Genomic DNA, 22639 nt, shown 5'->3' on the forward strand with positions numbered 1-22639 from the left:
TCGTTTTTTCATCGCTGTTGCCTTGACGCACGCCATCAGTCCAACGGCACCAACCATTGACCACACGCCTGAGCCAGATGGTCGGTCAACACGCCCAACAGTTGCCCGCCACTGCGCCAATGATGCCAGTACAACGGCACGTCGATGGGCTTATCTGGCAGTAACTCCACCAGCGCGCCTCTTTCCAGTTGGTCGCGCACCTGCAATTCAGGCACCAGCCCCCAGCCGAGGCCGGCTTCCGTCAGGCGGATAAAGCCTTCGGAGGATGGGCATAAATGGTGTTCGAAACCACCGTCCACCCCAAGGGAGGCCAGATAGCGATGCTGCAGGAAATCGTCCGGGCCAAACACCAGCGCCGGTGTGCGGGCCAACTGATCGGCGCGCACGCCTTGCGGGAAATGCCGGGCGATAAAGGCCGGGCTGGCCAGCGCCCGGTAGCGCATGGCGCCGAGCAACAGGCTGCGCGCACCGGCAACCGGACGTTCGCTGGCGCAAATGCAAGCCGCCACTTCACCGGCGCGCATGCGCTTGAGGCTTACGGTCTGGTCCTCGACGACCAGGTCGAGGAGCAAATGCTGCTCGGCGCAAAAATCGCTGACCGCCTCGGCCCACCAGGTGGCGAGGCTGTCCGCGTTCAGGGCGATGCGCAGGCGTTCAGGCATGCCCTCCTCGTCCAGTGCTGGCACCTGGCTTTGCAGGTCACGCTCCAGCAAGCGTACCTGTTGCACATGGTTGAGCAGGCGCCGGCCGATATCGGTAGGCGTCGGCGGCGTGGCACGTACCAGCACCGACTGGCCGATGCGCGTTTCGAGCAACTTGATGCGTTGGGAAATTGCCGACTGCGATATGCCCAGCACTTGAGCGCCGCGCTCGAAGCCGGCCTGTTCCACCACGGCCGCCAGGGCGGAGAGCAATTTATACTCGAACATCAGTTTCCCTAATGAGCGATGAGCAAGATTTGTTTTTCTTATACAGCCTGAACCATGAGAATGACCAGCATCGTTGAGAGGATCTTATCTATGTGGCAAAGCTATATGAACGGATTGCTGGTGGCCCTCGGCCTGATCATGGCCATCGGCACGCAAAACGCCTTCGTGCTGGCGCAGAGTCTGCGCCGTGAACATCACCTGCCCGTGGCGGCGCTGTGTGTGATTTGCGACGCGTTGCTGGTCACCGCAGGCGTATTCGGCCTGGCCACGGTGCTGGCTCACAGCCCGATCCTGTTGGGCGTGGCGCGCTGGGGCGGCGCTGCGTTCCTGGTGTGGTATGGCGTGTCGGCATTGCGTCGAGCCTGTTCGACACAGAGCCTGGATCAAGGCGCCAATATCAAGATGCGCTCCCTGCGCGCGGTACTGCTCAGTGCCTTGGCGGTCACCTTGCTCAACCCCCACGTGTACCTGGACACGGTATTGCTGATTGGTTCGCTGGGCGCGCAACAAACCGACCCCGGCGCCTACGTGGCCGGCGCCGCCAGCGCTTCGTTCCTGTGGTTCATGACCCTGGCCGTGGGCGCGGCATGGCTGGCACCGTGGTTGGCACGCCCGGCGACCTGGCGCCTGCTGGACCTGTTGGTGGCGGCGATGATGTTCAGCGTGGCCTACCAATTAATAAGCGCGCCGTGAACTTATTCCAAAAGGCTCTGGAACCTCTATCCCACACAGTTGTTGCGTGGTTTTGCCGCACCCCCGGTGCTATGATCCTGCCCCTGCGCCGCAAAGAGTACAAACTCCCCGGCGCTTGTTTGGCCGCCCGTGATCGGCCTTGCGCTCACCGCAACTGACCTGATTAGGAGAATCATCATGGCTTTCGAATTGCCGCCGCTGCCCTACGCACACGATGCCCTGCAGCCGCACATCTCCAAGGAAACCTTGGAATACCACCACGACAAGCACCACAACACCTATGTCGTGAACCTGAACAACCTGGTGCCTGGCACCGAGTTCGAAGGCAAGACCCTGGAAGAGATCGTCAAATCCTCTTCGGGCGGCATCTTCAACAACGCCGCTCAGGTCTGGAACCACACTTTCTACTGGAACTGCCTGGCGCCAAACGCCGGCGGCCAACCTACCGGCGCACTGGCTGAAGCCATCAACGCGGCGTTCGGTTCGTTCGACAAGTTCAAGGAAGAGTTCACCAAGACGTCCGTCGGCACCTTCGGTTCCGGTTGGGGCTGGCTGGTGAAAAAGGCTGACGGTTCCCTGGCCCTGGCCAGCACCATCGGCGCCGGCAACCCGCTGACCAACGGCGACACTCCGCTGCTGACCTGCGACGTGTGGGAACACGCCTACTACATCGACTACCGCAACGTGCGTCCAAAGTATGTGGAAGCGTTCTGGAACCTGGTCAACTGGAAGTTCGTGGCTGAGCAGTTCGAAGGCAAGACCTTCACTGCCTAAGCAACGCTTGCAGTAAAAAGAGCCCGGCGATTGCCGGGCTTTTTTGTGCGTGCGCCAGGCATGGCGCGTTGCGCGTAAGCGCAACCAGCTTGGCTGTGGTGGCCACGCTGGTGACTTGGAGGTGAAAGTCCTCTACACACCCGGCAAGGGGAAGTGTTAGCCAGAGGCAAGGGTGTCGCGGGTGACTGCGAATCTGAAGGAAGCCCGAGGCAAAATGCTGGCCTGACGAACAGGAAGCGGATAGAGGCGGCGTAGCGGGGTAAGACGGCGCAAATCGTTAAAGCCCAATACTTGCACGGAACGCTACGACGTAGATCCGACAGGCATAAGCAGGAAGGTCGCGCGAATTACCCTGGGAGATCTGTAGGTTTGCCACTGTGCTACCGGGCGTCGAGAGGCGACGGGATGAACCTGCAGAAGTCAGCCGAGGCCGTAGTAAGTGACGAATAACCACGTCATCAAGGGCTGAACAGGTTATGCCGCCGGTAGGCGTCAGAGTCTCGTTGAATACCGAAATGCAGAAATTTCTCCCAGAGAAAACTGTTACTCCGAGTTCCGGACAGTATCCGAGGATGACGGCTGACAGCGCAGAGGTATCGGCGGCGTCTGTGGCGCGGACGAAAGCGGAGCCGGACACGCTGATGGCGCGGGTGCTCGCACCCGTCAACCTCAAGCGTGCGTATCACCGTGTGGTCAGCAACAAGGGCGCGCCGGGTGCCGATGGCATGACGGTCGAGCAATTGGCGGACTACACGAATCAGTATTGGCCGATCCTCAAGGCTCGGTTGCTGGCCGGTGAGTATCACCCGCAAGGTGTACGCGCCGTTGAAATCCCCAAGCCCAAGGGAGGAACGCGACAGCTGGGCATTCCCAGTGTAGTGGACCGCCTGATCCAGCAGGCTTTGCTGCAACAGCTCACACCGATCTTCGACCCTCTGTTCTCGGATTACAGCTACGGCTTTCGTCCGGGCAGAAGCGCTCACCAAGCTATCGAAACAGCTCGCGCCCATGTGGCGGCGGGGAACCGCTGGTGCGTGGAGCTTGATCTTGAGAAGTTCTTTGATCGAGTCAACCACGATGTATTGATGGCCTGCATCGAACGTCAAGTCGAAGACAAGCGAGTGCTCAGGCTGATCCGTCGCTACCTCGAGGCTGGAGTCATGTCGGGTGGGATCGCCAGCCGACGGCAGGAGGGACGCCGCAAGGCGGTCCGCTCTCGCCGTTGTTGTCGAATATCCTGCTCAACGAACTCGACCGTGAACTGGAACGACGGGGCCACCGCTTTGTACGCTATGCCGACGACGCGAACATTTATGTGCGTAGTCGTCGCGCAGGCGAGCGTGTGCTGGCCGGGGTTGAACGCTTCCTGAATCAACACCTGAAATTGACGTTGAATCAGGAAAAGAGCCGTGTGGCACGGCCCTGGGCCTGTGACTACTTGGGTTATGGGATGAGCTGGCACCAACAGCCGAGACTAAGAGTGGCGACGATGAGCCTGGATCGCCTACGCGATCGGCTCAGAGCACTGCTGCGTAAAGCCCGGGGCCACAAGATGGCTAACGTCATTGAGCGGATCAACCCGGTGCTGCGTGGTTGGGCGGGTTACTTCAAGCTCAGCCAGAGCAGGAAACCACTCGAAGAATTGGACGGTTGGGTAAGACGTAAGCTTCGATGTGTCGTCTGGCGTCAATGGAAGCGGCCCTCTACGAGGGCGCGCAACCTGATGCGCCTGGGGATCCATGAAGGACGTGCTTGCACATCAGCGTTCAATGGCAGAGGTCCTTGGTGGAACTCGGGAGCGTCACATATGAATCAGGCGCTGCCGAAGAAACTGTGGAACCAGCTCGGACTGGTCTCGATACTCGATACGATCAACGGCTTATCCGCATGACCTGAACCGCCGTATACGGAACCGTACGTACGGTGGTGTGAGAGGACGGCGGATGTAAATCCGCCTCCTACTCGATTGTCATAAATTGTCATGCCTGCGCAGGAACCCCGTCATTGTGTATTGCCACGTAGTCATCGAGACGAAATGATCTCTCTAACCTGTCGGAGAAATAACAATGGCAATCGGCGCAATGGCAGCACTTCCCGTAGTAGGCGACCTGTTAAAAACGGCACTCCCGGTGGTTGGCGATATTGTCAAAGCGGTGACGCCGCTGATCCAACCGTTCGCGGATGCCGTCGCAAAGAAGATAGGCACTGAAGAAGAGACGCAGCCAAGCAAATCCATTGAATTTGCCAAAGACGCAAAAATTGAAAAGCTGATGATCACGTTCAAACAGTAGAACAAAGGGTGGCAGAGAGCGCTCTCTTTGCCACCCTTGGCTATCAGAAGCGAATTTGCTTCTGCTGGCTCATGTTGCTATCGGCAAAATTCACCGCGCGGTCCAGCACTTGCTTTGCAGTATCCGCCGCCATCCCCGCTACTTGAGCCGCCAACGGCAATACGATGGGGGCCAGCGCTGCGATGCCGGCTGTTGCTGCTCCTGCTGCGATCATAAATACAAACTCCGAAATTGACCGAAAGGCTTATTCCTCTCGTGGCCTATGTGGCAATTTCCCAAGACTTGGTTCCTGGTTTCACACCATTTCACGCGTCTTCCAATGTCCCTTTGACGGCCCTTACCAGATTGCCAATACTCATGGCATATTGAAGGCCACCCGCGTGAGACAAGGAATGCCCCTTTGAAGCTGGAACTCAAACACAGCTTGTCGGTGAAGTTGCTACGGGTGGTGCTGCTGTCGGCATTGATCGTGGGCGTGGCGCTGAGCGTGGCCCAGATCGTGTTTGATGCCTATAAGACGCGCCAGACCGTGGCCGGTGATGCCCAGCGCATCCTCGACATGTTTCGGGACCCTTCGACCCAGGCCGTCTACAGCCTGGACCGCGAGATGGGCATGCAGGTGATCGAAGGGCTGTTCCAGGACGATGCCGTGCGCATGGCCTCCATCGGCCACCCCAACGAAACCATGCTGGCGGAAAAAAGCCGCGCGCTGCAGCAATCCTCCAGCCGCTGGCTGACCGACCTGATTCTTGGCCAGGAACGCACGTTTACCACCAGCCTGGTCGGCAAAGGCCCCTACAGTGAATATTACGGTGACCTGAGCATTACCCTCGACACCGCCACCTATGGCCAGGGGTTTATTGTCAATTCGGTGATCATCTTCATTTCCGGGGTGCTGCGCGCGCTCGCCTTGGGCCTGGTGCTGTACCTGGTATACCACTGGCTGCTGACCAAACCGCTGTCGCGAATCATCGAACACCTGACCTCAATCAATCCGGACCGCCCCAGCGAACACAAGATTCCGCAGCTCAAGGGTCATGAGCGCAACGAACTGGGGCTGTGGATCAACACCGCCAACCAATTGCTCGAATCCATCGAGCGCAACACTCACTTACGTCACGAAGCGGAAAGCAGCCTGTTGCGCATGGCCCAGTACGACTTCCTGACCGGCCTGCCGAACCGCCAGAAACTGCAGGAGCAACTGGACAAGATCCTGATCGACGCCGGCCGCCGGCAGCGCCGTGTGGCCGTGTTGTGCGTGGGGCTGGATGACTTCAAAAGCGTCAACGAGCAATTCACCTACCAGGCCGGCGACAAGTTGCTGCTGGCCCTGGCCGACCGCCTGCGCGCCCACAGCGGCCGCCTCGGCGCCCTGGCACGCCTGGGCGGCGATCAGTTTGCCCTGGTCCAGGCCAATATCGACCAACCCTACGAAGCCGCCGAACTCGCGCAAAGTATCCTCGACGACCTGGAAGCGGAGTTCGCCCTCGATCAGGAACCGATCCGCCTGCGTGCCACCATCGGCATCACCCTGTTCCCCGAAGATGGCGACAGCACCGAGAAGCTGCTGCAAAAAGCCGAGCAGACCATGACCCTGGCCAAGAGCCGCTCGCGCAACCGCTATCAGTTCTATATCGCCAGCGTCGACAGCGAAATGCGCCGGCGCCGCGAATTGGAAAAAGACCTGCGCGAGGCGTTGAGCCGCGATCAGTTTCACCTGGTGTACCAACCGCAGATCAGTTACCGCGACCAGCATGTGGTGGGCGTGGAAGCGCTGATTCGCTGGCAACATCCGGAACACGGGCTGGTGCCGCCGGACCTGTTTATTCCCTTGGCCGAACAGAACGGCACCATCATTCCCATCGGTGAGTGGGTGCTGGACCAGGCCTGCCGCCAGCTGCGCGAATGGCACGACCAGGGGTTCACCGGCCTGCGCATGGCGGTCAACCTGTCTACCGTGCAGTTGCACCACACCGAGCTGCCCCGCGTGGTGAACAACCTGATGCAGATCTACCGCCTGCCACCGCGCAGTCTGGAGCTGGAAGTCACCGAGACCGGCCTGATGGAAGACATCAGCACCGCCGCCCAGCACCTGCTGAGCCTGCGCCGTTCCGGGGCGTTGATCGCCATCGATGACTTCGGCACCGGTTACTCGTCGCTGAGCTATCTGAAAAGCCTGCCGCTGGACAAGATCAAGATCGATAAGAGCTTCGTCCAGGACCTGCTGGACGATGACGACGATGCAACCATCGTGCGAGCGATTATCCAACTGGGCAAAAGCCTGGGCATGCAGGTGATCGCCGAAGGCGTGGAAACCGCGGAACAGGAGGCTTACATCATCTCCGAAGGCTGCCACGAAGGTCAGGGTTACTACTACAGCAAACCCTTGCAGGCTCGGGAGCTGGCGGCTTTTTTGAAGCAGGCCGAGCGGGACAACGCGATGATTCTGTAACAGGGCGAAACGATAGTTAATATTTCCCGCGTATAACCCTTTACACAAAATGCAAATCTTTCGCATTATGTCGCAGTTTTTGCGCCCCCCCGCGCGTCCTATCAACAACCGAAGCAGGATGTTCGCCATGATTCGTATGCCCCTGGCCACCGCCAGTCTGCTGGCTATTGCCATTTCTCTCGCCGGTTGCGGCGAAGGTAAAGACAAGCCCGCAGCCAACCAGGCGCCGACCCCGGCTGCCAGCACTACCGCTCCAGCGGCTGCCACCCCTGCCGGCCAGGTCGACGAAACCGCCGCCAAAGCCGTGGTCGCGCATTACGCCGACATGGTCTTCGCGGTGTACAGCGACGCCGAATCCACCGCGAAAACCCTGCAGACCGCGATCGACGCGTTCCTCGCCAAGCCGAACGACGAAACCCTGAAAGCCGCCCGCGCCGCCTGGGTTGCCGCCCGCGTGCCGTACCTGCAGAGCGAAGTATTCCGCTTCGGCAACACCATCATCGACGACTGGGAAGGCCAGGTGAACGCATGGCCGCTGGACGAAGGCCTGATCGACTACACCGACAAATCCTACGAGCATGCCCTGGGCAACCCGGGCGCTACCGCCAACATCATCGCCAACACCCAGATCCAGATCGGCGAAGACAAGATCGACGTGAAAGTCATCACCCCGGAAAAACTCGCCAGCCTCAATGAGCTGGGCGGTTCCGAAGCCAACGTCGCCACCGGCTACCACGCCATTGAATTCCTGCTGTGGGGCCAGGACCTCAACGGCACCGGCCCCGGCGCAGGCAAGCGTCCCGCATCGGACTACCTGACCGGTAGCGGTGCCACCGGCGGCCACAACGAGCGTCGTCGCGCCTACCTGAGCGCCGTGACCCAACTGCTGGTCAGCGACCTGGAAGAAATGGTCGGCAACTGGAAACCCAACGTCGAAGACAACTATCGCGCCACTCTCGAGGCAGAACCTGCCACCGACGGCCTGCGCAAAATGTTGTTCGGCATGGGCAGCCTCTCCCTCGGCGAACTGGCCGGTGAGCGTATGAAAGTGTCCCTGGAAGCCAACTCGCCGGAAGACGAGCAGGACTGCTTCAGCGACAACACTCACAATTCGCACTTTTACGACGCCAAGGGCATCCGCAACGTCTACCTGGGCGAGTACACCCGCGTCGACGGCACCAAAATGACCGGCGCCAGCCTGTCGTCCCTGGTGGCCAAGGCCGACCCGGCTGCCGATACCGCGTTGAAGGCCGACCTGGCCGCCACCGAGGCGAAGATCCAGGTCATGGTTGATCACGCCAACAAGGGTGAGCACTACGACCAATTGATCGCCGCCGGTAACGAGGCAGGCAACCAGATCGTGCGCGACGCCATCGCGGCGCTGGTCAAGCAGACCGGCTCGATCGAAGCCGCGGCCGGCAAGCTGGGCATCAGCGACCTGAACCCGGACAGCGCTGATCACGAGTTCTGATCTGCACCGTGTCGAATGAGGCGACCTTCGGGTCGCCTTTTTTGTGCCTGCCTTTCACGGCCCAATAACCACCACAAAACGCTGTGGGAGAGTTCATACCCCCATAGCGGTGTGTCAGTGAAGGAAGTATCTGCTGAACCACCTATATCGGGAGCAAGTCGAATCGTCGCACCGACCCCTCATTTGCTCCAGATCGTCCCAAGTACGCCGGTTTACATGCCCTGCACCCCAGGTAGAATGGCGCCTCTGCCCTCTATCGAGCGAACTTCATGGCGTTGCCGACCCTACGTATCATCGGTTTCATCATCGGCATCTTCCTGATCACCCTCGCGATCGCCATGGTTGTGCCCATGGCCACCCTGGTGATTTTCGAACGCACCAGCGACCTGCCCTCGTTCCTGTGGGCCAGCATGATCACCTTTGTCGCCGGCCTGGCCCTGGTCATCCCCGGTCGCCCCGAGCATGTGCACCTGCGTCCGCGCGACATGTACCTGCTCACCGTCACCAGCTGGCTGGTGGTGTGCGTGTTCGCCGCGCTGCCGTTCCTGCTGACCCAGCACATCAGCTACACCGACTCGTTCTTCGAAAGCATGTCCGGCATCACCGCCACCGGCTCCACGGTATTGAGTGGGCTGGACAGCATGTCGCCGGGCATCCTGATGTGGCGCTCGCTGCTGCACTGGCTGGGCGGTATCGGCTTTATCGGCATGGCGGTGGCGATCCTGCCGCTGCTGCGTATCGGTGGCATGCGCCTGTTCCAGACCGAGTCCTCGGACCGCTCGGAAAAGGTCATGCCGCGCTCGCACATGGTGGCGCGCTTGATCGTGGCGGCGTATGTGGGGATTACCATCCTCGGCAGCCTGGCGTTCTGGTGGGCCGGCATGGGCCTGTTCGACGCGATCAACCACGCGATGTCGGCGATTTCCACCGGTGGGTTCTCCACCTCCGACGAATCCCTGGCCCACTGGAAACAACCGGCGGTGCACTGGGTGGCGGTGGTGGTGATGATCCTCGGCAGCCTGCCGTTCACCCTGTACGTCGCCACCTTGCGCGGCAACCGCAAGGCACTGATCAAGGACCAACAAGTGCAGGGCCTGCTCGGGCTGCTGGTGGTGACCTGGCTGGTGCTCGGCACCTGGTACTGGTGGACCACCAACCTGCATTGGCTGGAGGCCCTGCGCCACGTGGCGCTGAACGTGACCTCGGTGGTCACCACCACCGGTTTTGCGTTGGGGGACTACAGCCTCTGGGGCAACTTCTCGCTGATGCTGTTCTTCTACCTGGGCTTCATCGGTGGCTGTTCCGGCTCCACCGCGGGGGGCATCAAGATTTTCCGCTTCCAAGTCGCCTATATCCTGCTCAAGGCCAACTTGAACCAGTTGATTCACCCCCGCGCGGTGATCAAGCAGAAGTACAACGGTCATCGTCTCGACGAAGAGATCGTGCGTTCGATCCTGACCTTTTCGTTTTTCTTTGCCATCACCATCTGCGCCATCGCCCTGGCCTTGTCGCTGCTGGGCCTGGACTGGATGACCGCACTCACCGGCGCCGCCAGTACCGTGTCCGGCGTCGGCCCGGGCCTGGGCGAAACCATCGGCCCGGCCGGCAACTTCGCCAGCCTGCCGGATGCGGCCAAGTGGATTCTGTCGCTGGGCATGTTGCTGGGCCGGCTGGAAATCATCACAGTCTTTGTTCTGTGCATCCCGGCGTTCTGGCGTCACTGACCGTCGATGTCTCCTGCAACCGCGCCCGGTATTCGCCGGGCGTGGCATCGAACCAGCGGCGAAACGCGCGGAAGAAGTTACTGGGGTCGGCAAACCCCAACAGATAGGCAATTTCCAGCAGGGTCATGCTCGGCTGCGCCAGGTATTGCTCGGCCAGTTCGCGGCGGGTGTCGTCGAGCAGGGTCTGAAAACTGGTGCCCTCCTCCTGCAAACGCCGCTGCAAGGTACGCTGGGACAGGTGCAGGGTCTGGGCCACCACTTCGCGCTTGGGTTCGCCCTGGGGCAACAGGCGGCACAACACCTGGCGAGCCCTGTGGGTCACACGACTTTCGGAGAAACGCGCCAGGTATTCACCGGCAAACCGATCATGCAGCAGCGCCATGGCTTCATTGGCCGTGGGCAGCGGTGCGTCCATGTCGGCACGTTCGAAGATCAGCGCGTCGTACACCGCATTAAACTCCAGCGGGGCATGGAACGCCTGTTTGTAAGGGGCCAGGTCCACCGGAGGCTCACCCTGCAACATGACTTTGCGCGGTTGCAGGGTGCGCCCGGTCAGCCAGCCGCACAGCGCCAGAGCACAAGCCAGCGAGGCTTCGGCGCTTTGCCGGGTGGGCGGCAGATGATCGCCATGCACCGTCAGAATCAGCGCATAGCCTTCGGGCAACAGGCGAAAGCTCAAGTCGGCGCTTTCGGCGATGATCCGCTGGTAGCGCACCAGACGCATAAAGCCTTCGGCCAGTGTGTTGCTGGACATCAAAGCGTAACCGGCGACGTGAAACGACGCTGGGCGCACCACCTTGCCCATGTTCAGGCCGATCGCCGGGTTGCCCGACAGCTCGACCGCGCGCTGCCACAGGCGCGTCATGGAATCCTGCGCAAAACGGGCGTCGGGGTCGTTGAGGGCGGCGTAATCCAGGCCCAGTTGCTTGAACAGACTGCGGCAATCAAGGCCGTCCATTTCCAGTGCCTTGACTATCCCCATCGCCCAGCTTGCAGAAGTTGTTCGTTCGCTCATGGCGTCTTCTTAATAAAGCAGGCTGAAAACGGCAGCCAGGAAGCCAAGGATACTAAAGTGGCATCCAATGTCACTGGCCGTTACCACTGATCACTCTAGACTTAAATAAGCTCCCCGCCGAACATCCGTTGAGCGGTATAACAATCAAAGGGCCGGTCACTGTGGAAAACGTCAATCGATTCAACAGCTTTGCCGAGTTTTACCCGTATTACCTACGCGAACACGGCAACAGCACCTGCCGGCGCCTGCATTTTATCGGCACCACATTAGTGATCGGCATTCTGGCCTACGCCATCGGCAAAGGGTCACTGGGCTTGTTGCTGGCCGTGCCGATTGCCGGCTACGGCTTTGCCTGGATCGGGCATTTCTTCTTCGAAAGGAACCGTCCGGCAACCTTCAAGCACCCGTTCTACAGCTTGCTGGGGGATTTTGTGATGTACCGCGACATGATTCTGGGCAAGGTGCCGTTCTAGCTCCTCGTCGAGATAAAAGTCTTTTTGTCATTTACAGTGTTGTATCCTGCGAAGGCTTTTTGAGAGCGCGGACTCACCTGCGATTGAAAAAACAGACTTTGCGAGGAGCGACGACGATGCACGAGATACCTAATCTCCCCTTCCCAAGCCTGCACGAAACTGAGCAGCCAACACCGCAACAGGCCAGCCCCAAGCAGCCTGAGGCCAAAGAAGCCAAACCAGTCGACAGCGAACGCCAGGACTGACGCCGTACCAGACCGTGTGGAAAGCGCAGCTTTGAGCGCTTTCCACACTGCCTGAATCACCCGAGGTACCCGCCATGACCGATACCCTCCCCGACACCCGGGACACCGCCGTCCTCGATGCAGCCTTGCAGATGGTCGAGGTGTGGAACCGCCTCAGCGCCGACAAGCAAGCGGTGCTGCTCAAGCGCTTCGGCACCCAGGAAAACGCGTTGGCCGCATTGGTCACCACTCAACTGCTGGCCCCCGCCAAGCCCTGACCTCTGACGTTTTTGCGTTTTACCGCCCTGCTCGGGTCAAAGCACCGCTATCATTAGCAGCCTATCTTTACCTGCTGCGACAGTGGACCTCTCCCCATGCCAGATACCCAGCGCCCCATGGCGGTCACGCTGCAAGTTGTTTCCATCGTGTTGTTCACCTTTATCGGCTACCTGAATATCGGCATCCCTCTGGCCGTATTGCCGGGCTATGTCCACAGCGAACTGGGCTATGGCGCGGTGATTGCCGGGTTGGTGATCAGCGTGCAATACCTGGCCACCCTGCTGAGCCGACCGTATGCGGGCAAACTCATCGACAACCTGGGCAGCAAGCGAGCGGTGCTGATCGGCCTGGCGGGATGCGGCCTGAGCGGTGTGTTCATGTTAATCGCGGCATGGTCCTCAAGCCTGCCGGCCTTGAGCCTGGGCAGCCTGTTGATTGGCCGCCTGGTGCTGGGCAGCGCGGAAAGCCTGGTGGGTTCGGGCGCCATCGGCTGGGGCATCGGCCGGGTGGGCGCGGCCAACACCGCCAAGGTCATCTCGTGGAATGGCATCGCCAGTTATGGCGCGCTGGCGGTCGGTGCGCCGCTGGGAGTGTTGCTGGTCAGGCAATTCGGGCTGTGGAGCATGGGCGTCAGCATTATCCTGCTGGCGGCGGTGGGCTTGCTGCTGGGGTGGAACAAGGTCGCCGCGCCGATTGTCGCCGGCGTGCGCCTGCCGTTCATGAATGTCCTCGGTCGGGTACTCCCGCACGGCTGCGCGCTGGCCTTGGGCTCGATCGGCTTTGGCACCATCGCCACCTTCATCACCCTGTATTACACCACCCAGCACTGGGATAACGCGGTGTGGGCACTGAGCCTGTTCGGCGCCAGTTTTATCGGCGCACGCCTGTTGTTCGGCAATTTTATCAACCGTATCGGCGGTTTTCGCGTGGCAATCGCCTGCCTGTCGGTGGAGATCCTCGGCCTGCTGTTGCTATGGCTGGCGCCGGATGCCAATTTGGCCCTGGCCGGCGCGGCGTTGAGCGGCTTTGGGTTTTCCCTGGTGTTTCCGGCCCTGGGGGTAGAGGCGGTCAACCTGGTGCCTGCGTCCAGCCGGGGTTCGGCGGTCGGCGCCTATTCATTGTTTATCGACCTGTCCCTGGGCATCACCGGCCCGTTGGCCGGGGCGGTAGCGGCAGGCTTCGGCTTTGCGTCGATCTTCCTGTTCGCCGCCCTCGCCGCCCTGGGTGGCCTGTTGCTGAGTGTGTACCTGTACCGGCAGGCGCCCAAGGCGCGCGAGGCACGCGACGCTTAGAAATCGACCTTGCCGCGCCCGGCCTTGATGCTCCCGCGTTTGGTCTTGGATTCGAGGCGACGCTTTTTCGAGCCCAGGGTGGGCTTGGTCGGGCGACGCTTCTTCTCCACCTTGGTGGCGCTAAGGATCAGTTCCACCAGGCGCTCCAACGCATCGGCGCGGTTCTGTTCCTGGGTCCGGTATTGCTGGGCCTTGAGGATCAACACGCCGTCGCTGGTGATGCGACTGTCACGCAGCGCCAGCAGCCGCTCTTTATAGAAATCCGGCAGCGACGACGCCGGAATATCAAAACGCAGGTGCACCGCGCTCGACACCTTGTTGACGTTCTGCCCACCGGCGCCCTGGGCACGGATGGCAGTCAGCTCGATTTCGGCATCGGGCAGGTGCACGTTGTTGGAAATGACCAGCATCACTCAAAAACCTTAGGCAACGGATAAGCCAATCGTGGATAACAACATAGGCAACAAGGTCACCCGTGGAATGAAAATACCCTTGATCGCTTTGCTCGGCACTTTAGCACTCATTCAAACTTCGCAGTCCTTCGCCGATAGTGCCAACGGCAAGACTCTGTATTCACAGCGATGCGCCATGTGCCATGGAGCGGATCTCAAGGCAACGGGACCACTGGCCAGGAAGAGCAGCCCGCCTACACCTGACCTGACGACGCCCGCGTTCAAAAAACGCCTGGCTGATTATCCGGGCGTAATTGTGTCTTCGGTCATCCTTCGTCCCAATGGGAACCTGATTCCAAAAACACTGCAGGAGAACGGTGTGCGCGTACCGCCGCATGCGTGGAGCGTTGAGGATTTTCGCGATTTGAATCAATACATGAGTGGTGTGATTTTAAAAAGCCGGTGAATGCCTCTTAAAAAATGTATTCGAAACACCCTGATATTCCGTCTACTTTTCCCACGTTTCCCATCGAATATTGCCGATTCCAGCTCCTTGATCCTCCCTCGTAGGCTCACTCCCCCACACAAGGAAGTGAGCCCGTCATGTCTGAACGCTCCTATCCGAAAAACGGCAGAGCGCACAAAGGACGCCGAGCCAGGCCGAACCACGCCAAAATAATTTTGATAGGAGCCTCAGACATGCAGCATGAAATTCTTGCATTTGATAAAAAAACCGAGGAGTTGGCTTTCAGTATTGAAATTCCTGCCGACCAGTACGACAAATTATCGGAGCTAATGTCCTGGAGCGAGCCTGAAGATGCGATCTATGAGTACGACCTATCACCAGAGCAAGTCGGCCTTCTTGAAAGCATGACCGGCAAGACCTTCAATAGCCCGAACTACATTTTTCAGTTGTCTTGTAGTGAATGAGGCTATATGGCGGCGCTGTGTAGACGTGAAATGTATGGCAGCAGATGAAATAAGTGGAGTGGAGTGCAACTGTGCGGCTCATGGCGTCCTGCCGTGGTTAAAAAAGTAGTCGTTTAAACCTCAACGTCTTCGAAACAAATGAACACTGGAAAAACCAGACGTCCAGATCTGTTTTTTTCATCCCTGAAAAGCAAATGCCCCGACAAGTCAGGGCATTTGCTTTCAACCGGTGCAGGCAGCGTTTTCACACAGCCTGCCCAGTTTGCCTACTTCAACACCGCACTCGCCGTCGCCAACGCCGCTTCGGCACTGCGCTTGTTCTTGAACCAGTAACACACCGCCATAAACGCCACCCACACCGGGATCGCGTACACCGACACCTGGATCCCCGGAATCATCAGCATGATCACCAGGATAAACACCACGAACGCCAGACAGAGGTAGTTGCCGTACGGATACCACAGCGCCTTGAACAACGGCACCTGGCCGGTGCGGTTCATATGCTGGCGGAACTTGAAGTGCGAGAAGCTGATCATCGCCCAGTTGATCACCAACGTGGCCACCACCAGCGACATCAGCAACTCCAGCGCGTGTTGTGGGACGAAGTAGTTCATCAGCACCGCCACCAGGGTCACCGCCGCCGAGGCGAGGATCGCACGCACGGGCACGCCGCGCTTGTCGATCCGGGACAGGGCCTTGGGCGCATCGCCCTGCTCGGCCATGCCCAGCAGCATGCGGCTGTTGCAGTAGGTGCCGCTGTTGTACACCGACAAGGCCGCCGTCAGGACCACGAAGTTGAGGATGTGCGCGGCGGTGTTGCTGCCCAGCATCGAGAACACTTGCACGAACGGGCTGCCGCTGTAGGCATCGCCGGACGCATTGAGGGTGGCCAGCAGGCTGTCCCACGGCGTCAGCGACAACAGCACCACCAAGGCGCCGATGTAGAAGATCAGGATGCGGTAGATCACCTGGTTGATCGCCTTGGGGATCACGGTGCGCGGCTGGTCGGCTTCGGCAGCGGTAAAGCCGAGCATTTCCAGGCCGCCGAAGGAGAACATGATGATCGCCATGGCCATTACCAGGCCGCCGACGCCATGGGGGAAGAAACCGCCGTGTTCCCACAGGTTGCTCACCGAGGCTTGCGGGCCGCCGCTGCCGCTGACCAGCAGGTAGCTGCCCAGAGCGATCATGCCGACGATGGCCACCACCTTGATGATCGCGAACCAAAACTCGGCCTCGCCGAACACTTTGACGTTGGCCAGGTTGATCAGGTTGATCAGCACGAAGAACGCCGCCGCCGAGACCCAGGTCGGGATCTCCGGCCACCAATAGTGCACGTACTTGCCGACGGCCGTCAGCTCCGACATGCCCACCAGGATGTACAGGATCCAGCAGTTCCAGCCCGACAGGAAGCCGGCGAAACCGCCCCAGTACTTGTGGGCAAAGTGGCTGAAGGAGCCGGCAACCGGCTCTTCGACGATCATTTCGCCGAGCTGGCGCATGATCATGAAGGCAATGAAGCCACAGATCGCATAGCCCAGGATCATCGACGGACCGGCGGATTTGAGCACCCCGGCCGAGCCCAGGAACAGGCCGGTACCGATGGCGCCACCGAGGGCGATCAACTGGATATGACGGTTTTTCAGGCCGCGTTTCAGCTCGCCTGAAGAAGAATGGGGTCCACTCATGAAAAGGGTCTCACGCAAGGTTTGATGATGTGAATGCACGTTGCTGCGTTGAATCTCGACTCAAGCAGCGCCGCTCAAACCCCAGCGCAGGCACCAGGAGTACAGCGTTTTTCCAACGTTCATGCGTCACCTGTTTGTTTTTATCTGTGACGAAATCGAACCCGCCGGGCTCGTGGCCGGGCGGAGTGATCAGGGTGGGTAAACCCTGAGGTCTTGGCCTTTTGCGTGGTTACGCAAGGGGTCACAGTAAAACGCGGCGCATTGTACACCGCTCGACCGCTTGCGAACGCCCTGCAACAGTGCACGCGACAATCTGTCAGGCATTCGTTACGACGAAAGGCGCCCCAATAATGCCGAGCGCTTCTCGTAAATTTATCGTTACACCGTGGAAAATAAGCGTTACAGCCAAGCTGTCGACCTTCGGCAAACGGAAAAATGTCGGTAAGAAATTTCCGAAACATTACCCGCGCCAGCTCATTGTTTTTACTGAATAAAAAACTCACGGTGAAAAACAGAAGAAAAAATCCAAATGAGACCGTGTCAATAAATTTTTTGCATTAACCAACAAGCTCTCCTAGGTTCATTCCACTTGCCCAGCGAAGCCCGCTGGCAAGCCGTTCTCAAACACCGTCCTCTAGGAGATACACCATGCAAGCACTGGAAAACGACCTGGAAACCGAACTGCAACTCGACGATTGGTTTGAAGCGCCGACCCATGAGGCCGCCGTTGAAATGATGCAGGCCGACGCCGTCGTGCCGTTCGGCACCGCGATGTGGCCTTTCTAAGACGCGACAGGCATTCGGCAGGTGCTGTGCACGGCACCTGCCCCCCTTACCCAAGGCACACAAGGACACCCGTCATGGACAAGGCCCGCGCCGTCGAACACTTTCTTTACTACCTCGCCCATCACCCGGCGCTCAACGGGCTGAGTTGCCCCACTGTGCTGCTGGGCCATACCGAGCGTTACGACGCCATTGCTCACGCCATCACCCACAGCAGCGCCGCCCGCTTCAATTTCCAGGTACAGCGCCTGGACCTGGCCGCCAGCGATACCCTGGCCAAGGCCATCGAAGCCTGCGACCTGTACCTGTTTCTCTACGACGCCTCGACACTGCCCAACCCACGCGCCGAAGGCCCGAACTTTATCCGCGCCCTGCAGGGGGTGATGGCCGAACACTGGAAGAAATCCCTGCTGTTCAAGGACTACGGCGACTACTTCTACGACACCTTCAGCGTCGAGCCGCAGCGCATCGCCGACCTCAACGCCACGCTGATCCGGCGCATGGGCCAGGCCAACGTGCTGAGCTTTACCGACAAACACGGCTCACGTCTTGAAGCGCCGATGAGCAGCATCAAAAAGTGGACCAATATCAACGGCGTCGGCAACCATGACCTCGCACCCGGCGAAATCGCCACCCACAGTGAGGCCATCAATGGCCAGGTGAGATTTGTCGGCACCTTTCTCAGCACTATCCCGTTTGCACGCAAATACGGCGTGCTGGAGACGCCGCTGGAGTTGTGGATCGAGAACTCGACCGTCTGCAGCGTGGCCAGCGAGGTGCCGGGGCTGGTGGATGACTTCAACAAATACCTGAATGCCAACCCGTCCAACCGTCGGGTGGAGGAACTGGGCATTGGCACCAATGAAGGGGTCAAGGATTTATATGCGCGCAATGCCGGGTTTGAGGAGCGCCATTGCGGCTTGCACCTGGGGCTGGGCGGCGGGCAGAAAGGCAGTCATCACCTGGATCTGATCTTTGCCAGCGGGGTGTTGGCGTTGGATGACAAGCCGGTATTCGATGGCGCCTTTGCGTTCTGAGCACCCATTTCGAATCAAATGAAGATCCAAAAAAAAACGCCAACCCTAAGGTTGGCGTTTTTGTGCAGCGTTTACATCACTGCGGTTTCTTGCGACCAAAACCCGGACGTTGACCCGAACCGGCCGGTGCGCCACGGCGCTTGCCAGACGGCTCGTCGGCGACCAGTTTCGGACCGGGGCGCTTATTCGCCGCCGGCTTGGCTGGACGTTTGGTGCTGGCGTTGTCGGCCGGGCGATCCGCTTCACCACGGTTGCTGCGACCACCGGCCGGCGCAGGGCGCGGCGTACGTGGAGCACGCTCGCCTTCCTGACGCGATGGCGCCGTTGGACGACGTTCACCCTCGATCTGCGGCTGACGCGAGATACGCCCGCCGGTGGCCGGTGCATCCAGCGCCGGGCGCAGGGTGCGGGCCACACGTTCGGTACGCGCGACAGGACGCGACGACTTACGCTGCATACGCTCAAGCTTGTCTTTGCTCTTGGCGTTCATCTGCGGCATTGCGACCGGCGTCAGGCCGACTTCGGCGCTGAGGATGTCGACTTCGTACTGGCTCATTTCGCGCCAGCGGCCCATCGGCAGGTCGGAGTTCAAGAACACCGGGCCGAAACGCACGCGTTTCAGGCGGCTGACCACCAGGCCCTGGGATTCCCACAGGCGACGTACTTCGCGGTTACGACCTTCCATCACCACGCAGTGGTACCAGTGGTTGAAACCCTCGCCACCGGGCGCCTGCTTGATGTCGGTGAACTTGGCCGGGCCGTCTTCCAGCACCACGCCGGCCTTGAGGCGTTCGATCATCTCGTCGTCGACTTCACCGCGTACACGTACGGCGTACTCACGGTCCATCTCGTAGGACGGGTGCATCAGGCGGTTGGCCAGTTCACCGTCGGTGGTGAACATCAGCAAGCCGGTGGTGTTGATGTCCAGGCGACCGATGTTGATCCAGCGGCCTTCTTTGGGCTTGGGCATCTTGTCGAACACGGTCGGACGGCCTTCGGGGTCGTCACGGGTGCAGATCTCGCCATCGGGCTTGTTGTACATGATCACGCGGCGCACCGATTCGGCGGCCTCTTCACGCTTGATCACCTTGCCATCGATGGTGATCGCATCGTGCAGGTCGACGCGCTGGCCGAGGGTGGCCTCGACGCCGTTGACCTTGATGCGCTTCTGGGTGATCCAGGCTTCGACGTCGCGGCGCGAGCCCACGCCGATACGCGCCAGCACCTTTTGCAGCTTTTCGCCTGCTGGGCCGATTTCCTGGTCTTTATGGTCTTGGTCATTCATCTTAAGCACCTCCCGGTGGGTCGATTCAGGCGTGGCCTGAAGAGTGTTGAAAGCGGGGCTTTGGCCGAATACGGCGGCAAAGGGTCGCGAATCATACGCGCATGACGCGCATTGCGCATCACAGAGTAGTCGATACAGCCCAAGTCATTTGCTTTTCCGCCGACCGGTGGCGCCCAAGACCAGCAGGCGCAGCTCGGCTTCGGCCAGCACCGCGCGCTTGTCTACCTTGTCGAGTTTCTTCCAGGCGCGGATTTCGCGCTTGCTGCGCCCGCAGCCGACGCAGATATCGTCGCTGAACTTGCAGAGGCTGATGCAGGGGTCTTTGGTTGAACTCATGCTTTCTCCCAAACAATGGAGATCAAATGTGGGAGGGGGCTTGCTCCCGTTGGGCCGCGAAGCGGCCCCTCTCTTTGTTTACACAGAATGGGACTGCTGCGCAGTCCAACGGGAGCAAGCTCCCTCGCCACAGGTCACTTTTTACCCCTTCAAAGCCTTAACCCCTCCCACATGGGACCGCGTCAGTCTTCGAACTGGCGGCGTTCGTTTTCGATGGCCTCGGCCAGTGCCCGGGCCTCGTCTTCCTCATCGCTCAGCGGCGGTTGTTCGAGGGCGGCGACGGCGGCCAGGAGTTTCTCGCGGGCATCGGCCACGCCGAGGATGTCTTCTTCGGGCTCGACCTCAGGCTCAACTTCAACGTTCACCTCGGTTTCCGGCTCGGCCGCCCCATCACGCAGCAAATCATCAAAGTCGGTCTTGATGCCCTGCTCCATGTCATCCAGCTCCAGCAGCAAGGTATGGAAACTGGTTTCGTCCTTCGGTTCCTCCGGCTCGGCGCTGGCATCGGCCAATTCCTGCAAGCCCTGCGGCACCGGCGCGTCGTCGAAGTCGAGCACCGGCTCGGCTTCCATCTCGCGCAATTCAGCGAGCGGAGGCAGGTCGTCGAGGTTTTTCAGGTTGAAGTGGTCGAGGAACACCTTGGTGGTGGCGAACATCGCCGGCTTGCCCGGCACGTCGCGGTAACCGACGATGCGGATCCACTCGCGTTCCAGCAGCGTCTTGACGATGTGGCTGTTGACCGCCACGCCCCGCACATCCTCGATCTCGCCCCGGGTGATCGGCTGGCGATAGGCGATCAGCGCCATGGTCTCGAGCATCGCCCGTGAATAGCGTTGCGGGCGCTCTTCCCACAGGCGGCCGACCCATGGGGAGAATTTCTCACGGATCTGCAGGCGATAACCCGACGCCACTTCGCGCAGTTCAAACGCGCGGCCGTCGCAGGACTTGCGCAGGATCTCCAGCGCCTTCTTGAACACCGGCGGCTCGGGGCGTTCAGCCTCTTCAAACAGTTCGAACAGGCGCTCCAGGGATTGCGGCTTACCCGAGGCCAGGAGAAAGGCTTCCAGCAAGGGCGCCAGTTCGCGGGGTTCAGTCAGGTTCATGGTTTCAGCTCTTTATTCGGCTCGCGCCCGCACGTGGATAGCCGCAAAAGGCTCATTCTGGACCAGCTCGACCAAGGACTCCTTGACCAATTCGAGGACCGCCATAAAGGTTACCACCACCCCCAGGCGCCCTTCTTCAGCGGTGAACAGCTCGACAAACGGCACAAACCCGCCACCCTTGAGACGCTCCAGCACATCGCTCATGCGTTCGCGGGTCGACAACGCCTCGCGGCTGACCTGGTGGCTTTCGAACATGTCGCCACGGCGCAGCACCTCGGCCATGGACATCAGCAACTCTTCCAGGCTCACGTCCGGCAACAATTTGCGCGCACGGGCCTCCGGCGCGTCGAGCTTGGGCACCACCACGTCACGGCCCACCCGGCTCAAGCCGTCGATGCCTTCAGCGGCAGCCTTGAAACGCTCGTACTCCTGCAGACGGCGGATCAATTCGGCGCGCGGGTCGTCTTCCTCGGCCTCGACCGTCTCCGAGCGCGGCAGCAGCATGCGCGACTTGATCTCGGCGAGCATGGCGGCCATCACCAGGTACTCGGCGGCCAGTTCCAGGCGCACCGACTGCATCAATTCGACATAGCCCATGTACTGGCGGGTGATTTCCGCCACCGGGATGTCGAGGATGTTGATGTTCTGCTTGCGGATCAGGTACAGCAGCAAGTCGAGCGGGCCTTCGAAAGCGTCGAGGAACACCTCCAGGGCATCCGGCGGGATGTACAGGTCCAGCGGCATTTCCATGACCGCCTGGCCATACACCATGGCGAACGGCAACTCCTGCTGGGCGCCTGCCTGGGGGTCGACGGTTTCCACTGACGACATTCAGGCCTCGACCATAAACGGTGCGGGATCGCCGCAGCCGACACGCACCACTTCGGGCTCACCGTCGGCCAGGTTGATCACGGTGGACGCCTTGCCGCCACCGAAGCCGCCATCGATGATCAGGTCCACCTGCTTTTCCAGCAGTTGGCGCATTTCGTACGGGTCTTCCAGCGGCTCGGTGTCGCCGGGCATGATCAAGGACACGCTCATCAATGGCTCACCCAGTTCGGCCAGCAGCGCCAGGGCAATCGGGTGTTCCGGCACACGCAGGCCGATGGTGCGCTTCTTCGGGTGCAGCAACAGGCGCGGCACTTCGCGGGTGGCGTTGAGGATGAAGGTGTAAGGCCCCGGTGTGTGAGCCTTGAGCAGGCGGAACGTACCGGTGTCGACCTTGGCGAACAGGCCCAGCTGGGACAAATCGCTGCAGATCAGCGCAAAGTTGTGCTTGTCATCCAGTTGACGCAGGCGTCTGACCCGCTCGACCGCGCCCTTGTCGCCGATCTGGCAGCCGATGGCGTAGGACGAGTCGGTAGGGTAGATCACCACGCCGCCGGCGCGAATAATCTCCACGGCCTGTTTTATCAGGCGCGCCTGGGGGTTTTCCGGATGAATCTGGAAGAATTGACTCACGTGTTCT

The 22639-nt window shown here is 60.2% G+C and carries 25 protein-coding genes and 1 pseudogene; 16 read left to right on the forward strand and 10 right to left on the reverse strand.

The features are described 5' to 3' along the window. Window positions 1-35: 35 nt before the first annotated feature. The gene (locus PSH66_RS23045; RefSeq protein WP_003175737.1) at window positions 36-929 is read right to left on the reverse strand and encodes a LysR family transcriptional regulator ArgP; all 894 of its coding nucleotides are present in this window, start codon (window positions 927-929) and stop codon (window positions 36-38) included. Window positions 930-1019: 90 nt separating this feature from the next. On the opposite strand from PSH66_RS23045, the gene PSH66_RS23050 reads away from it, so the two are divergent. The 5 genes and pseudogenes from PSH66_RS23050 (at window position 1020) to PSH66_RS23070 (ending at window position 4687) form a co-directional block, all read left to right on the forward strand. Further along, complete coding sequence (locus PSH66_RS23050) at window positions 1020-1622, forward strand: LysE/ArgO family amino acid transporter (protein WP_305427705.1); 603 nt, start codon at window positions 1020-1022, stop codon at window positions 1620-1622. 177 nt (window positions 1623-1799) lie between these two features. Further along, window positions 1800-2396, forward strand: a complete 597-nt coding sequence (locus PSH66_RS23055) for a superoxide dismutase (RefSeq protein ID WP_003175739.1) — start codon at window positions 1800-1802, stop codon at window positions 2394-2396. 725 nt (window positions 2397-3121) lie between these two features. Then, window positions 3122-3783 (forward strand): annotated as a pseudogene (locus tag PSH66_RS23060) (reverse transcriptase domain-containing protein); the annotation flags it as partial. A gap of 165 nt (window positions 3784-3948) precedes the next feature. Beyond that, entirely contained in the window at window positions 3949-4287 is a 339-nt protein-coding gene (locus tag PSH66_RS23065) for a group II intron maturase-specific domain-containing protein (RefSeq protein WP_305429589.1), read from the forward strand. A gap of 175 nt (window positions 4288-4462) precedes the next feature. After that, window positions 4463-4687 (forward strand): hypothetical protein, encoded by a 225-nt coding sequence (locus PSH66_RS23070; protein WP_003175740.1) that lies wholly within the window; start codon window positions 4463-4465, stop codon window positions 4685-4687. Between the two features lie 43 nt (window positions 4688-4730). Here the strand turns inward: PSH66_RS23070 and PSH66_RS23075 are convergent, their stop codons facing one another. Further along, window positions 4731-4901: a hypothetical protein gene (locus tag PSH66_RS23075; protein WP_003175741.1), complete on the reverse strand. Its 171-nt coding sequence runs from the start codon at window positions 4899-4901 to the stop codon at window positions 4731-4733. Window positions 4902-5087: 186 nt separating this feature from the next. On the opposite strand from PSH66_RS23075, the gene PSH66_RS23080 reads away from it, so the two are divergent. The 3 genes from PSH66_RS23080 (at window position 5088) to PSH66_RS23090 (ending at window position 10334) form a co-directional block, all read left to right on the forward strand. After that, complete coding sequence (locus tag PSH66_RS23080; protein WP_141063317.1) at window positions 5088-7139, forward strand: bifunctional diguanylate cyclase/phosphodiesterase; 2052 nt, start codon at window positions 5088-5090, stop codon at window positions 7137-7139. A 127-nt stretch (window positions 7140-7266) separates the two neighbouring features. Further along, window positions 7267-8610, forward strand: a complete 1344-nt coding sequence (locus PSH66_RS23085) for an imelysin family protein (protein WP_003175744.1) — start codon at window positions 7267-7269, stop codon at window positions 8608-8610. Window positions 8611-8879: 269 nt separating this feature from the next. Then, window positions 8880-10334 carry a TrkH family potassium uptake protein gene (locus PSH66_RS23090; RefSeq protein WP_003175745.1) on the forward strand — a complete coding sequence of 485 codons (1455 nt, stop codon included), beginning with the start codon at window positions 8880-8882 and terminating at the stop codon, window positions 10332-10334. Here PSH66_RS23090 and PSH66_RS23095 read toward each other — a convergent pair. Further along, window positions 10291-11349, reverse strand: coding sequence for an AraC family transcriptional regulator (locus PSH66_RS23095; protein WP_078734440.1), 1059 nt, complete (start codon window positions 11347-11349; stop codon window positions 10291-10293). The genes PSH66_RS23090 and PSH66_RS23095 overlap by 44 nt on opposite strands. Before the next feature lie 161 nt (window positions 11350-11510). Between PSH66_RS23095 and PSH66_RS23100 the strand changes: the two genes are divergently transcribed. The 4 genes from PSH66_RS23100 (at window position 11511) to PSH66_RS23115 (ending at window position 13617) form a co-directional block, all read left to right on the forward strand. Further along, complete coding sequence (locus PSH66_RS23100; RefSeq protein WP_003175748.1) at window positions 11511-11822, forward strand: DUF962 domain-containing protein; 312 nt, start codon at window positions 11511-11513, stop codon at window positions 11820-11822. Between the two features lie 116 nt (window positions 11823-11938). Continuing rightward, window positions 11939-12067 carry a hypothetical protein gene (locus PSH66_RS23105; protein WP_003175749.1) on the forward strand — a complete coding sequence of 43 codons (129 nt, stop codon included), beginning with the start codon at window positions 11939-11941 and terminating at the stop codon, window positions 12065-12067. Window positions 12068-12141: 74 nt separating this feature from the next. Continuing rightward, complete coding sequence (locus PSH66_RS23110; RefSeq protein WP_003175750.1) at window positions 12142-12324, forward strand: hypothetical protein; 183 nt, start codon at window positions 12142-12144, stop codon at window positions 12322-12324. A gap of 96 nt (window positions 12325-12420) precedes the next feature. Next, entirely contained in the window at window positions 12421-13617 is a 1197-nt protein-coding gene (locus tag PSH66_RS23115) for an MFS transporter (protein ID WP_003175751.1), read from the forward strand. Here PSH66_RS23115 and arfB read toward each other — a convergent pair. Then, window positions 13614-14027 carry an alternative ribosome rescue aminoacyl-tRNA hydrolase ArfB gene (gene arfB, locus PSH66_RS23120; RefSeq protein WP_042945196.1) on the reverse strand — a complete coding sequence of 138 codons (414 nt, stop codon included), beginning with the start codon at window positions 14025-14027 and terminating at the stop codon, window positions 13614-13616. The genes PSH66_RS23115 and arfB overlap by 4 nt on opposite strands. Window positions 14028-14097: 70 nt before the next feature. Between arfB and PSH66_RS23125 the strand changes: the two genes are divergently transcribed. Both PSH66_RS23125 and PSH66_RS23130 read left to right on the forward strand, forming a co-directional pair. Further along, on the forward strand, window positions 14098-14475 hold the full coding sequence (locus tag PSH66_RS23125; RefSeq protein ID WP_305429645.1) for a cytochrome c: 378 nt from the start codon (window positions 14098-14100) through the stop codon (window positions 14473-14475). A 137-nt stretch (window positions 14476-14612) separates the two neighbouring features. Beyond that, window positions 14613-14939: a hypothetical protein gene (locus PSH66_RS23130; protein ID WP_232291268.1), complete on the forward strand. Its 327-nt coding sequence runs from the start codon at window positions 14613-14615 to the stop codon at window positions 14937-14939. A 266-nt stretch (window positions 14940-15205) separates the two neighbouring features. Here the strand turns inward: PSH66_RS23130 and PSH66_RS23135 are convergent, their stop codons facing one another. Beyond that, window positions 15206-16627, reverse strand: coding sequence for an amino acid permease (locus PSH66_RS23135; RefSeq protein WP_305427706.1), 1422 nt, complete (start codon window positions 16625-16627; stop codon window positions 15206-15208). Window positions 16628-17275: 648 nt separating this feature from the next. On the opposite strand from PSH66_RS23135, the gene PSH66_RS23140 reads away from it, so the two are divergent. Further along, window positions 17276-17413, forward strand: coding sequence for a hypothetical protein (locus PSH66_RS23140; protein WP_003175756.1), 138 nt, complete (start codon window positions 17276-17278; stop codon window positions 17411-17413). A 74-nt stretch (window positions 17414-17487) separates the two neighbouring features. Beyond that, the gene (locus PSH66_RS23145; RefSeq protein WP_305427707.1) at window positions 17488-18447 is read left to right on the forward strand and encodes a leucyl aminopeptidase; all 960 of its coding nucleotides are present in this window, start codon (window positions 17488-17490) and stop codon (window positions 18445-18447) included. Between the two features lie 76 nt (window positions 18448-18523). Here the strand turns inward: PSH66_RS23145 and rluB are convergent, their stop codons facing one another. From rluB to PSH66_RS23170, 5 genes are all read right to left on the reverse strand, one after another. Beyond that, complete coding sequence (gene rluB / locus PSH66_RS23150; RefSeq protein WP_003175758.1) at window positions 18524-19732, reverse strand: 23S rRNA pseudouridine(2605) synthase RluB; 1209 nt, start codon at window positions 19730-19732, stop codon at window positions 18524-18526. 144 nt (window positions 19733-19876) lie between these two features. Beyond that, window positions 19877-20068, reverse strand: coding sequence for a DUF1289 domain-containing protein (locus PSH66_RS23155; protein ID WP_003175760.1), 192 nt, complete (start codon window positions 20066-20068; stop codon window positions 19877-19879). A 182-nt stretch (window positions 20069-20250) separates the two neighbouring features. Then, a complete protein-coding gene (scpB, locus tag PSH66_RS23160) occupies window positions 20251-21171 on the reverse strand; it encodes an SMC-Scp complex subunit ScpB (protein ID WP_003175761.1) in 921 nt (306 codons plus the stop codon). Window positions 21172-21183: 12 nt separating this feature from the next. Further along, a complete protein-coding gene (locus PSH66_RS23165; RefSeq protein WP_176156672.1) occupies window positions 21184-21882 on the reverse strand; it encodes a ScpA family protein in 699 nt (232 codons plus the stop codon). Between the two features lie 120 nt (window positions 21883-22002). Continuing rightward, entirely contained in the window at window positions 22003-22632 is a 630-nt protein-coding gene (locus PSH66_RS23170) for an L-threonylcarbamoyladenylate synthase (RefSeq protein ID WP_017529178.1), read from the reverse strand. Window positions 22633-22639: the final 7 nt, after the last annotated feature.

This window comes from Pseudomonas sp. FP597, assembly GCF_030687435.1.
GTDB classification, from domain to species: Bacteria; Pseudomonadota; Gammaproteobacteria; order Pseudomonadales; family Pseudomonadaceae; genus Aquipseudomonas; species Aquipseudomonas lactucae.